Origin of the sequence: Erysipelatoclostridium sp. MSK.23.31 (assembly GCF_019125875.1) — a bacterium.
Taxonomy (GTDB): domain Bacteria; phylum Bacillota_I; class Bacilli_A; order Erysipelotrichales; family Coprobacillaceae; genus Thomasclavelia; species Thomasclavelia ramosa.
The window spans coordinates 16,918-29,865 of sequence record NZ_JAHOCB010000008.1 but is presented as its reverse complement, the minus strand read 5'-3'; the positions used below and the strand labels follow the sequence as shown (position 1 = coordinate 29,865).

General features: G+C 32.1%; 13 protein-coding genes. 11 read left to right on the top strand and 2 right to left on the bottom strand.

Features of this window, described 5'->3' with window-relative positions; translation table 11 throughout:
* Positions 1 to 4 precede the first annotated feature (4 nt).
* Positions 5 to 1,648 (bottom strand): Rqc2 family fibronectin-binding protein, encoded by a 1,644-nt coding sequence (locus KSU54_RS05555; protein ID WP_003538474.1) that lies wholly within the window; start codon positions 1,646 to 1,648, stop codon positions 5 to 7.
* 123 nt (positions 1,649 to 1,771) lie between these two features.
* On the opposite strand from KSU54_RS05555, the gene gmk reads away from it, so the two are divergent.
* The 4 genes from gmk to KSU54_RS05535 all read left to right on the top strand — a co-directional run bounded on the left by gmk (position 1,772) and on the right by KSU54_RS05535 (position 3,947).
* Complete coding sequence (gene gmk / locus KSU54_RS05550) at positions 1,772 to 2,344, top strand: guanylate kinase (protein ID WP_003538467.1); 573 nt, start codon at positions 1,772 to 1,774, stop codon at positions 2,342 to 2,344.
* Positions 2,345 to 2,372: 28 nt separating this feature from the next.
* On the top strand, positions 2,373 to 2,783 hold the full coding sequence (locus KSU54_RS05545; protein ID WP_003538465.1) for a hypothetical protein: 411 nt from the start codon (positions 2,373 to 2,375) through the stop codon (positions 2,781 to 2,783).
* A 125-nt stretch (positions 2,784 to 2,908) separates the two neighbouring features.
* Positions 2,909 to 3,325, top strand: coding sequence for a YjdF family protein (locus KSU54_RS05540; RefSeq protein ID WP_003538462.1), 417 nt, complete (start codon positions 2,909 to 2,911; stop codon positions 3,323 to 3,325).
* 49 nt (positions 3,326 to 3,374) lie between these two features.
* Entirely contained in the window at positions 3,375 to 3,947 is a 573-nt protein-coding gene (locus KSU54_RS05535; RefSeq protein WP_003538461.1) for a YdcF family protein, read from the top strand.
* Here KSU54_RS05535 and KSU54_RS05530 read toward each other — a convergent pair whose 3' ends face one another.
* On the bottom strand, positions 3,948 to 4,769 hold the full coding sequence (locus KSU54_RS05530) for a DUF4300 family protein (protein WP_009299607.1): 822 nt from the start codon (positions 4,767 to 4,769) through the stop codon (positions 3,948 to 3,950). It lies immediately after the preceding gene.
* Positions 4,770 to 4,885: 116 nt separating this feature from the next.
* Here KSU54_RS05530 and KSU54_RS05525 point away from each other — a divergent pair, with 116 nt between their 5' ends.
* The 7 genes from KSU54_RS05525 to pknB all read left to right on the top strand — a co-directional run bounded on the left by KSU54_RS05525 (position 4,886) and on the right by pknB (position 12,944).
* Complete coding sequence (locus KSU54_RS05525) at positions 4,886 to 5,404, top strand: nitroreductase family protein (protein ID WP_008792074.1); 519 nt, start codon at positions 4,886 to 4,888, stop codon at positions 5,402 to 5,404.
* Positions 5,405 to 5,444: 40 nt separating this feature from the next.
* Positions 5,445 to 5,570 (top strand): hypothetical protein, encoded by a 126-nt coding sequence (locus tag KSU54_RS19125; protein ID WP_003538456.1) that lies wholly within the window; start codon positions 5,445 to 5,447, stop codon positions 5,568 to 5,570.
* A gap of 194 nt (positions 5,571 to 5,764) precedes the next feature.
* Entirely contained in the window at positions 5,765 to 7,963 is a 2,199-nt protein-coding gene (priA, locus tag KSU54_RS05520) for a replication restart helicase PriA (protein ID WP_117792030.1), read from the top strand.
* A gap of 12 nt (positions 7,964 to 7,975) precedes the next feature.
* Positions 7,976 to 9,229: a 16S rRNA (cytosine(967)-C(5))-methyltransferase RsmB gene (rsmB, locus tag KSU54_RS05515; RefSeq protein ID WP_003538453.1), complete on the top strand. Its 1,254-nt coding sequence runs from the start codon at positions 7,976 to 7,978 to the stop codon at positions 9,227 to 9,229.
* Between the two features lies 1 nt (position 9,230).
* The gene (rlmN, locus tag KSU54_RS05510; RefSeq protein WP_003538451.1) at positions 9,231 to 10,259 is read left to right on the top strand and encodes a 23S rRNA (adenine(2503)-C(2))-methyltransferase RlmN; all 1,029 of its coding nucleotides are present in this window, start codon (positions 9,231 to 9,233) and stop codon (positions 10,257 to 10,259) included.
* Complete coding sequence (locus KSU54_RS05505; protein WP_003538450.1) at positions 10,259 to 10,996, top strand: Stp1/IreP family PP2C-type Ser/Thr phosphatase; 738 nt, start codon at positions 10,259 to 10,261, stop codon at positions 10,994 to 10,996. Before rlmN ends, KSU54_RS05505 begins: the two co-directional genes overlap by 1 nt.
* Position 10,997: 1 nt before the next feature.
* Entirely contained in the window at positions 10,998 to 12,944 is a 1,947-nt protein-coding gene (gene pknB / locus KSU54_RS05500; RefSeq protein WP_008792071.1) for a Stk1 family PASTA domain-containing Ser/Thr kinase, read from the top strand.
* Positions 12,945 to 12,948: the final 4 nt, after the last annotated feature.

Here is a 12,948-nt window from a genome sequence, read left to right as displayed (position 1 = left end):
GCATCTATTTTTTTTGTAATTCATCGAGGCAATGTTGATCAGGATCAATATAAATAGTTTTATAATTATCTAAGATTACTTGCCCAGGTTTAGCGCCATGAGGCTTTTTCAATGTTTTTATTAAAGTATAATTGACAGGAACACTACTACTGTTTTTCCCTTTTGAATAATAGGCAGCGATATTACTAGCTAATCGAATCGTATATTCATCTAATTGATCACCTTTAACGACAACATGACTACCAGGCATATCTTTAACATGAAACCAGGTATCATAGCGATGAGCATGTTTAAAAGTTAGATAATCATTTTGAAGGTTATTCTTCCCAATACATATTTCAATACCATCTTTAGTATAATATGTCTCAAAAGAAGGTTTTTTATTTTTACGGATCGTATTAGTTTTCTTTTTCTTTTTTAAATATCCTAGATTTTCTAATTCTTCTTTTATTTCTAGGGCATCATAGTATGAAGCATTATCCATTAGTGTTAAAAGAGTGTCAAAATATTCAATTTCTTTTTTGGTTAAATCAATCTGCTCATGCAGAACATTGATTGAATTTTTTGCCTTTTGATACTTGTTATAATATTTTTGAGCATTACTTTTAGGATCAAGTTTCTCATCTAAATCAACCATAATCTTAGAACCATCATAGTAATTATCTAGTTCAACATGACGCATTCCTTTTTTTAATAAATGTAAGTTTGAGTATAAAAGATCGCCAATGATTCGATATTCATCACTATTGTTCGAATCTTCTAGAGTTGATTCTAATTTTGCAAGTTTAGTAACATTTTTTTGATATTCATTATTAATAAATTTCAAAAGATTTGATGTTTGTTGTTTTATACGTTCTTTTTGATCGATTAAATTAAAATGTTTATCCAGACCATCGAATAATGAATAAGACTGTGCCTGCTGATTTAGATGAGTTAATGGAATTAAATGAAAATATTCTTTTTCATCAACTCTACTTATATAAAGGGTATCGCTATTTTTTATTTCATCCATAATCTCTTTAAAATCTATACCATTATCATGACGATAAAGAATTTCTTTAGATAGTATTGGAGACATCCCTTGATATATTTTTGTTAGATTATTGTTTTCAATAAAATCACTAGTGAAAGGATCAACTTTATTTTGATTCATTGGTGGCAATTGGTACATTGCCCCTGGTTGTACAAAACGTTCACTATTAATGTTAGGGGTAATTCGTTTTAAACAATCAAGAATTTTTTTATCTTGATTGCAAAGAATAATATTAGAATGTTTACCCATAATTTCAATATAACAATGGTATTCAACGTAATCACCAAATTCGTTATGACAGCCAAAAAGAAAATGACAAATTCGATCTAATTCGATTTGTTCAATTTTTTTGATATAACCACCCTCAAGATGTTTACGAAATAACATTGTTAAAGGATTCGGACTTTCCGGAGTAGGATAGTCTAAATTAGTCAGCTGAATTCTTGCGTACATTGGATGGCAGGAGAGCAGCAGCTTGTAATTAGTTCGATTATTACGAACTTGAATCAATAATTCATATTTTGAGATTTGGTAGATTTTGTTGATTCTACCACCAGTTATTGTTTTGTTTAAGTCATCAATTACTTGATGCATCATTATTCCATCATATGCCATTTTTTATCACCGTTGTAAGTATAACATAGATTAAAAATAATTGACATTATATAGTTTGAAAACAATTGACAATATAAGACGTATTTTGTATGATGAACTTATCAAAAAAAAGGGGTGTAGACAGTGCAAAAAGGAATGTTGATAATTCTTAGTGGGCCTAGTGGCGTTGGTAAAGGAACAGTAAGAGAAGAATTATTCAAAGACGATAGTTTAAATCTTGCTTATTCGATTTCGATGACAACAAGAAAACCACGTCCAAATGAAAGAGATGGAATTGATTATTTTTTTGTTGAAGAAGAAGAATTTAAAAGTAAAATTGAAGAAGGAAAGTTATTAGAGTGGGCGCAGTTTGTCGGTAATTATTACGGAACACCCAAAGATTACGTTGATCAATTATTAAATGAAGGTAAAAATGTTGTTTTAGAAATTGAAGTTCAAGGGGCCCTTCAAGTAATGGAAAAATGTCCAGATGCAACAACAATCTTTTTAGTACCACCTAGCTTAGAAGAACTCGAACGACGAATTCGTGGACGTCGTACAGAGGAAGAAGAGATTGTCCAACAACGTTTATCAAAAGCAAGAAAAGAAATTGCGACTAAAGATGAATATAAATATGTAGTGGAAAATGATGACGTTATGGCAGCAAAAGATAAAATTGCTGAAATTATAAAAAATCATCAAACAAATCAGGGGTAAATATCCCTGATTTTTAGTAGGAGGAAAAATGGAAAAGTTTAAAGAGTATTTTAAGGTGTTTGCGTATATTTTTTATCCAGGAATGGTTTTAATTTTATATTTGGCACAAGGGTTAGAAGGTAAATTAGGACTTGATTTAATTTTTTGCCCAACCGACATTATTGTGTTATTAGCTATTTTGGGAATATACATGTTGTTAGATGCATTTAAAGTATTTGATGCTAAAGTGTTTGATTTTATGAAAAAAAATGATGGACGGCTAAAAGTGCCATTTTTACTAGCTTTTTTATTAATTATTGCAGTTTTGATGGGACTATATGATGATTTAAAAGTATATTTTTATTTGAATAATGATGTAAGTATTAATTTATTTATTATAATCGCATTAGGTTTAGGGTTAGCAGGAATAGCTTTCCTCTTAAATAAATCTGAAAAATAAGTTATAATATGGTTGCTAAGATAAAAACACGAACTTGTTGGTAGTCAAGTTGTGCATTTTGCATCAGTAACCTGCCCTCCTGAGGTTGTCCGTTCTTAGAAGTAAATTTCAAGGAGGATAGCGATATGTTGGATGTTGGTTTGGAATTAAATGTTTTATTTGATGATCCGTTTTGGATTGGAGTATTTTATTTAACAAATGGAGATAAGTGTTACGTTGAACGAGTTGTGTTCGGTCAAGAGCCAAGTGATGGTGAGATATATGTTTATTTTTTAAATAATTACCATAAACTTAATTTTGTTGCTGAGTTCAAAGCGAAACATAAAGATAAACCAAAAAATCCTAAGCGATTACAACGGATGATTAGAAAACAATCTATGAACTTACAAACAGGTACTAAATCGATGCAAGCGTTGAAACGACAATATGAGCAAAATAAGGCAAAGAATAAAATTATTCGTCGTGAGCAGCGAACGGCTGAAAAAGAGCATCTATTTGTATTGAAACAGCAAAAACGTAAAGCGAAACATCGGGGCCATTAGGCCCTTTTGTTACAATTTCCCGGGAAATGTAAAATAATGAGGTAATAAAATGGTCAAACGAGTAATAATTGGATTTGGAATATTGAATCTACTAGCATTTTTATTAGTATTTAAAAAACCATATAAAAAACAGCGTTATAAAAAATATGATTGTGCGATTATTTGTGGTTATCCTGCTAATATCGATGGTGAGCCATCAACAATTATGAAATCACGGGTTGAAATGGGTGTTACTTTATATAAAAAAGATAAGATTAAATTTTTAATCTTATCTGGTGGGGCAGTTAAAAATGAATATCAGGAAGCGAAAATAATGGCTTCATATGCAATTAGTTTAGGGGTAAAAAAAGAAGATATCCTTATCGAGGGACAATCTCGAAGTACATATCATAATTTGATGTATAGCCGCGATATAATGCAGATAAATGGATTGAAAAATGCTCTAGTTGTTACAAATAGCTGGCATTTACGAAAGGCAGATCATTATGCTCGGAAATTCAAATTAGATTATGCCATGGTCAGTGCTTCAGCACCGAAATCATACTGTTGGATTAAAGTCGTGGTTCTGCATCTAGGAACTAATATAAAAATGTATTACAATTTATTCAAAGGATATTATTAATTATTTATTCAGATATTTATTATTTTCAAAAACGAGTGGCAAACCGTCATTTTCATCTCCTTTGAGATCGTTTCGAGTTAATAAATACGTTTTTAATTCACTTCGGCTATTAAATTTTGTCACCTGATAAGGATAAAAACAACCGTATTTTTCAATAAAATATAAACCGTCATTGCTATCAATTAAAACACCACAGTGGCTAACAAAGCGACGGTTATCTGCGGAAGAGTGAAGCCACAAGGTAATCAATGATGCTTTTTGGTTTTGTTTTACGCTAAAGTCACGATCACTAAATGTTTTTTCAATTTGATTGATATGAGAAATTTCATTATTTTTTATGCCGGTAACAGAAATGCTGTTAAAAGTAGTAATGAATTTTAAACGATCTTCTTGGCTCATTGAATACTGATCAATAGTATCAATTAAATTTAAATTAAACATAATATATGAGTCATCTGCGTGACCGGTATTATTAGTATAAATTAGGTTTTTTATTAAGATAAATGAAGGAATTAGTGAATTAGAATCGTTTTGATCACTTATTTCAACTGGGCTATTATATTTAAAATATTGGTAATCTGGTTGTTCTCTTTCTAAAGTTTCAAAATCACCAATTAAGGGTGTAGCGTGCTGATTAAAGGTATTAACATAGGAAAAGAATTGTTTAATATTCTCTTTGGGGAGATCAGCTTCATTTAAAATATTAGTAAGTTTATTTTGACTGGCTTGATTACCAAGATTGCTATATAAAATTGGCTTGTCTTTAGAGCATCCTGTTATCATAAGCAGGCATAGTAAAATTATTGATAGTTTTTTACACATAAACAGCCCCCCTTTTATCTAAATTATATAGAGTATTTTTCTTAAAAACAATTATCTATATCTTAATATTCATTAAGTCTGTGATATAATATCCTTATAAAAAGGGGGATAGTATAATGAATGAAACAATCAATAATTTAATTACACGTCGAAGTGTTCGAAGCTTCCAAAAAGAGCAAATTAGCGAAGAACAATTGAATGAAATTTTGACGGCTGGAACATATGCAGCCTCAGGAATGGGACGTCAATCTGCAATTATGGTAGTTATTCAAAATCCTGAGATAATTAAGCGGCTATCAAAATTGAATGCGGCAATAATGGATAGTGAAAACGATCCTTTTTATGGAGCACCAACAGTGGTAGTCGTTTTAGGGGATTCAACGATTGGAACATATTTAGAAGATGGTGCGTTAGTAATGGGGAATCTTTTAAATGCAGCCAATGCAGTTGGCGTAGATTCTTGCTGGATTCATCGTGCCAAAGAAGTTTTTATGAGTACTGAGGGAAAAGAATTGTTAAAGCAGTGGGGCATTGATGAAAAGTATGTAGGAATCGGTAATTGTATTTTAGGTTATGGTAAAGAACCGAAACCAGAAGCTAAACCGCGAAAAGATAATTATATTTATCGTGTCTAGGAATCGCAAAGATTCCTTTTTTTAAAAGAGAGTGAATGCAATGAAGTATGTATTAACTCATGCAACTGTTTTTGATGGTTATCATGATTATGTGTTGAAACATGATCTTAATATCTATCTTGATGAATCATCAATAAAAGCTTTTAGTGTCATCAGGCTAGTTTAATTTGCACTTTATTACCAGCGGTGTTACTCGCTAATTTTTCGCTAGAACAGATGTTTGTGGTAAGATGATAGATCATCCAAAAATAAAAAACGTGGGAGAGCAATTAGATACTTTGCTATAAAGATATAAGAGTTAATCGACTCTTTTATTTTATCTTGTAGATGTGGTAGAATAGAAACAAATTGGAGATGATGATGGTGTATATTGTACAAGTATTAGTAGAACATCCAACCCATGCTCTTGACACTACTTTTGATTATTTAGCAAATACTGAAATTGCTAGTGGGGTTAGAGTGACAATTGCGTTTGGATATCAACGAATAATCGGATATGTAACGGGATGTCGTTATAGCAATTCAACAAAAGAGGAATTAGAAACAGCAGCAGGATTTAAATATCGCTATATTAGTGAAGTTATTGATGAGCGCCCCTTATTAAATCAAGAATTACAAGAGCTGTCTTTGACATTAGCAAAATTAACTTTGTCACCACGAATTAGCTGTCTTCAAGCAATGTTGCCACCTCAATTAAAACCAAGTACAAATAAAAGTGTTGGAATTAAGTATCAAAAGGTAATTAAAGTTATTAATGAAGATGCTACTCTTAAAACTGTTAAACAACAAGAAGCGTATCAATATTTAAAAACACATCCCGACACGCCACTAAAAGCATTTCCTTATAGCCGTGGACTGCTTGACAAGTTAATTGAACAGAGGGTAACGGTAATAATCGAACAGGAATTATATCGTGACCCTTATTTAGATGATCAAAAAGAGGAACATGAGTTTTCTTTAACTGTTGATCAACAAAAAGTAGTCAATGGAATCATGAGCAAAATTGATACTTATCATACTGCTTTAATTCATGGTGTGACTGGTTCTGGAAAAACCGAAGTGTATCTACATTTATCTAAATATGTGATTAGAAATAATAAAACTGTCTTAATGTTAGTACCGGAGATTTCTTTAACACCGATGATGGTCAATGCTTTTAAACACAAATTTGGGAAAGAGGTAGCAATTTTACATTCAAAATTATCTGCTGGTGAGCGTTATGATGAGTATCGGCGAATTTTGAATAGTGAAGTTAAGATCGTTGTTGGTGCTCGAAGTGCGGTATTTGCGCCTTTGGAAAAAATAGGATTGATTATTTTAGATGAAGAACATGATCCTAGTTATAAACAGGAAAGCAAGCCACGGTATCAAACGACTCAGATTGCTCGAATTCGGGGGCAATACCATAACTGTCCCGTTATTCTTGGTAGTGCTACACCGTCACTAGAATCTTATAGTCGAGGACAAAAAGGAATTTATGATCTATACGAGCTACCAAAGCGGATCAATCAGTTTCCCTTACCAAAGATTGAATTGATCGATATGGCTGATGAAATTAGAAATAAAAATTATTCACTTTTTTCAAAAGCGATGAAGGAACAAATTCAAACCTGCCTGGATCATGATGAACAAGTAATTCTTCTATTAAATAAACGTGGTTATGCAACATATGTTCGTTGCCTTGATTGTGGTGAAGTAATTAAATGTCCTCATTGTGATGTAACCTTAACATATCATAAGGCGGATCACAAATTACGTTGTCATTATTGTGAACATCAAATTGAAATGCCGCGTCTTTGTCCACATTGTTCAAGTGAACGATTAAAATTAGTTGGAACAGGAACACAAAAAGTAGAGGAACAGCTGGAGACTATATTTGATGGTGCAAAAGTGATACGTTATGACGTTGATACAACTAAACAAAAGGATGGGCATCAAAAATTATTAGATAAGTTTGCTCGCAAAGAGGGTAATATTCTATTAGGAACACAGATGATAGCAAAAGGATTAGATTTTGAAAATGTTACTTTTGTTGGTGTTTTAAATGCTGATATAAGTTTAAATATCCCTGATTTTCGTGCTAATGAGCGAACTTTTCAACTGCTTGAACAGGTTTCAGGACGAAGTGGACGTGGTCAAAAAGAAGGTACAGTAATGATTCAGACATACAATCCTGAGCATTTTGTGTTACAATGTGTCAAGAATCACGACTATCTTCGTTTTTATCAGGAAGAAATGAAAACACGAAAATTAGCAGCTTACCCTCCATATGTTCATTTAGTGAGCATTTTAATACAAGGAAAAGATGAAGAAGTTGTTAATCAAAGTGCGGTGCAAATAAAAAAGTATTTACAAAAACAACTTGATAAAATGGCAATTCTTGGTCCGGCAAATAGTTTGATCTATCGGATGCAGGATATTTATCGTAAACGTATTATGATTAAATTTACAAATAGTAAACAATTATATCCAGTATTAGAAAAGATGAGTGATTTTTATAATAAAAAAGGAAATAAAGTTCATGTGGTTTGTGACTTTAATCCATATAATCAAATATAGGAAGGACTATTTATGGCAAGAACGACTGCATTAGATGTATTAATAAAATACCAAAATGAGCAAAGTTATTTAAATATTACTTTAAATGACTATTTAGAAAAAAGCTTATTATCTAGAAATGATAAAGATTTGGCTACACGAATTGTATATGGAACGATTCAAAATAAGTTATATCTTGAATATCAATTGGCGCCATATATTCAAGGGAAAAAAATTAAAAATCGTGAGAAAATGATTTTATTGATGTCATTGTATCAATTAATTTTCTTAGATAAGGTTCCGGATTATGCTGTAATTGATGAAGCTGTCCGTTTAGCAAAGAAACGTGATAATTTTGCGGGGAAATTTGTTAATGCTATTTTAAGAAATTTTTTACGTAATGGAAAATGTGAGATTGATGAGAAGGATGAATTGAAAAGAATTTCTATTGAAACAAGCCATCCCTTATGGATAGTTAAGATGTTAAGTAAACAGTATGATTTAAATATAGCCAAAAAGATTTGTCAGCATGATAATACACCACCAACCAGAGCAGCGAGGGTCAATATTTTAAAGACTACAAAGGCTCAATTATTAACTGATGAAAATTTTGAAGCAGGGAATCTTTCTCCCGATGGACTCTTGTACAGAGCAGGAAATATTGCTAACACTGATTATTTTAAAAACGGGTTAGTCACTATTCAAGACGAGTCAAGCCAGTTGATTGCTCCGTTGCTGGATCCTCAGCCAACGGATCTCGTTCTTGATATGTGTTGTGCTCCAGGAAGTAAAACTACACATTTAGCAGCTATTATGAATAATCAGGGTAAAATAATTGCATATGATTTATTTGAACATAAAATCAAGCTAGTTGAAGCTAATCTAAAACGCTTAGGTGTTAATAATGTAGAACTGCATGTTGGGGATGCCACTTTGTTGAAAGAAAAATATTCAGAAGAATCATTTGATAAAATTTTGCTTGATGCACCTTGCAGCGGTTTAGGAGTAATGAAACGTAAACCGGAGATTAAATATCATGATTCTGGTGCAATGGATACAATCATTCCTTTACAAGCAAAATTGTTAGACAATGCCTACTATTTATTGAAGAAAAATGGTAAAATGGTCTATAGTACGTGTACAATCAATAAAAAAGAAAATGAACAAATGATAAAACAATTTCTTGATAAATATCCAGATATGAAGATAATTGAAGAAAAGAAGATTTTACCGTATGTTTATGACAGTGATGGATTTTATATGTGTAAATTAGAAAAAGGAAAATAAGATGAAAAATATTTATGATTATTCACTAGAACAACTAACTGAATATTTTGCTTCAATCAAACAAAAGCCATTCCGTGCTAAACAAGTTTTTAGCTGGCTTTACCAGAAAGATGCTCGTAGTTTTGATGATATGTCGGATTTATCAAAAGATCTACGAAATCAATTGAAAGTAGAATTTTCTTTAGATGTTTTAAAAATTAAAGAAAAACAAGTATCAAGAGATGGGACAATTAAATATCTGTTCGAATTATTAGATGGAAGTTTGATTGAATCTGTCTTAATGATTCATGACTATGGTAAGTCACTATGTGTAACTAGCCAAATTGGCTGCAACATGAAATGTACATTTTGTGCTAGTGGTTTATTACGCAAACAACGTGATTTAACACCAGGTGAAATTGTTGCACAAATTATTAAAGTACAACAAGATATTGATCAACGAGTTAGTCATGTAGTCGTAATGGGGACGGGTGAACCATTTGATAATTATGATAATGTGATGGAATTTGTACGGATCATTAACCATCCACATGGTCTAGCTATCGGCGCTCGACACATTACTATTTCAACTTGTGGATTGATCAAAGGGATCAAGCGATATAGTGAAGAAGGAATTCAAACTAATTTGGCAATTTCGTTACATGCTGCTAATGATGAAATTCGCGATGAATTGATGCCGATCAATAAGGTGCATCCAATGGATGATTTACGTGAAGCTATCAGTGAATATATTGATAAAACAAATCGGCGTGTTACTTTTGAATATATCATGTTAAAAGGTGTTAATGATGATATTGTTTACGCTCGTCAATTGGCACACTATCTACGTGGATTAAATGCATATGTTAATTTAATACCATATAATAGTGTTGATGAGCATGGTTATCAACCTAGTGATAAAGAAACAGTAGAAATATTTAAAAATGAGCTATTAAGATTACATATTAATGTAACTTTAAGAAAAGAACATGGGCGCGATATTGATGGTGCTTGTGGACAATTAAGGGCTAAAAGAAGTGGGGTGAAATAATGAACTATTATGCATTGACTGATATCGGTAAAGTACGAAATAAAAATCAGGATCAGGCTACTGTTATTGCAAATGTAAAAGATCAAGTTATTGCAATTGTCTGTGATGGTATGGGTGGTCATCGTGCTGGTGAAATTGCTTCTCGGGTGGTGATGGATCAATTTGTTAATTGTTTTGACAGTATCCCCCCATTTGATAATGTTGATGAGTTGAAAAAATGGGTAAATGAAACAATTTATGAAGCTGATGCGATTGTAAAAAGAATGGCTAAGCAAAATGTTGAGCATCATGGTATGGGTACGACAATTGTCGTGGCAATTTTAATGGATAATGTGATATATATTTCTCATGTCGGTGATAGCCGTGCTTATGTTTTGAAAAATGATCAATTAATGCAATTGACTAAAGATCATACTTTAGTTAATGCTTTAGTTGATCGTGGAGCAATCAGTGAAGAAGAAGCTGTTAATCATAGCCAAAAAAATGTTTTGACTCAGGCAATTGGTGCAGATACTGAATTAACCCCATCTTTTATCGAATTAGAATTTGCAGATAGTTTACTGTTGCTTTGCAGTGATGGATTATATAATTGCTTAAATGATGAAATAATTAAAGAAATTTTAAAAAAGAATATAAAAGTATCTCAAAAAGTTACTGAATTAATTGATCGAGCTAATGAAAATGGTGGACGTGATAATATCGGAGTAGCTATCATTGATAATCGGGAGGAAAAATAGGATGGCAAAAATAATTGCAGAACGTTATGAATTGTTAGAACTAATTGGTCAAGGCGGAATGGCAGATGTTTATTTAGCTCAAGATATTATCTTAAATCGTACTATTGCGATTAAGATTCTTCGAACTAGCCTTGCTAAAGATCCAATATATGTAACTAGATTTCAACGTGAAGCTAGTGCAGCAGCTGCACTTTCTCATAAAAATATTGTTGAAATATATGATGTTGGTGAGGATGAAGATAAATATTATATTGTCATGGAATATGTGCCGGGTATGACGTTAAAAGAGTTGATTTTAAAGCGTGGTGCTGTTCATGTAGTTGAAGCAATTGATATTATGAAACAAGTAATTAGTGGAATTTCTAAAGCTCATCAGCTAGGGATTATCCATCGTGATTTAAAACCGCAAAATATTTTGGTTACTGATAGTGGAGTGGCTAAAATTGCCGATTTTGGAATTGCTTCAATGCAATCTCTAGCGCAGGTAACCCAGACAGATGTTATTATGGGCTCATTGCATTATTTAGCTCCAGAATTAGCACGTGGTGAAAAAGCGACTGCCCAAAGTGACGTATATGCTTTAGGAATTGTTTTTTATGAGTTGTTACGGGGAGAAGTACCATTTAATGGTGAATCACCAGTTAATATTGCATTAAAGCATATGCAGGAAGATCTACCATCATTGTTGGAGTTTAATCCTTCAATTCCCCAGTCTGTTGAGAATATTGTAATTAAAGCTACTGCTAAAAATCTTAATGATCGTTATAAAAGTGCAACAGAAATGTTGGATGATATAAAGACTTGTATGGAGCGTCAGGATGAAGAAAAATTAGTTTTTTCACATGACCAAGATACTGATCCAACAATTGTTATTGATCCTCGTTCCGCATTTACTAGTGGCAATACTGCACCAATCGTAGATCCAGTTGAAGAAAAAGAAGTGGCAGCCCCTAAAAAAGAAGGTTTTTTCAGTAAATTAGTTAATAAATTTAAAGGTTTAGATACAAAAGCTAAGGTGGCAGTTGGTGTGGTTACTGCTTTAGTTATCGCGGGAATTGCTTTTGCGATTTATCTTGGAGTGAAGCCAGATACTAGTCTAATGCCTGATTTAACAGAAAAAACAGTTGAACAAGCAAAAGAAATTTTAAAAGAATATAATGTTACTATTAGCGATGATATTACTGAAGAACTATCTGATGAATATGAAAAAGGTGAAATCATTGCAACAGACCCTAAAAAAGGAACGACGATCAAAGAAGGTGATGTCGTTAAAGTAACAGTATCGAAAGGCAAATATATTGTTCTTGAAGATTACACTGGAAAAAAAGAAGATGTTGCTAAAAAGGCATTAGAAAAATTGAAATTTGAAGTAGAGATTGAATATGAGATATCTTCTAAAACTAAAGGAACTGTAATTGATCAAAGTATTGAAAAAGGAACTAAAGTAGATCCAACTGAAAAAGATCGTAAAATTATTTTAACAGTATCAAAAGGTGATTATGTAGTTCTTGGTAATTATGTAGGAATGGATCAAAATAAGGCCAAAGAAGCACTGACAAAACTTGGGTTTGATGTTACGATCAAAGAAACTAGTTCAGAACAAGCAGTTGGAACAGTTGTTGAACAGAGTCTAAAAGAAGGGCATAAGGTTGATCCTGATGAAAAAGATCGGACAATTACATTGACTGTTTCTTCGGGAATTAAAATTGAAGTACCAAATGTTAAAGGAATGGATATTGATGCTGCTGCGACCTTACTAACAAATAAAGGTTTTTCAGTTAAACGGGAAACATTGCCAACACCTACAGATCCAAATGAAATTGAAAAGATTACTGTAAATCAAGTAGTCCGTCAAAGTTTAGATGCCTTTACTACGGTAACTAAGAAGAATGAATCTATTACACTTTATTATTATAATTATAAACCTGAAATACCTACAGATGATTAGGAGG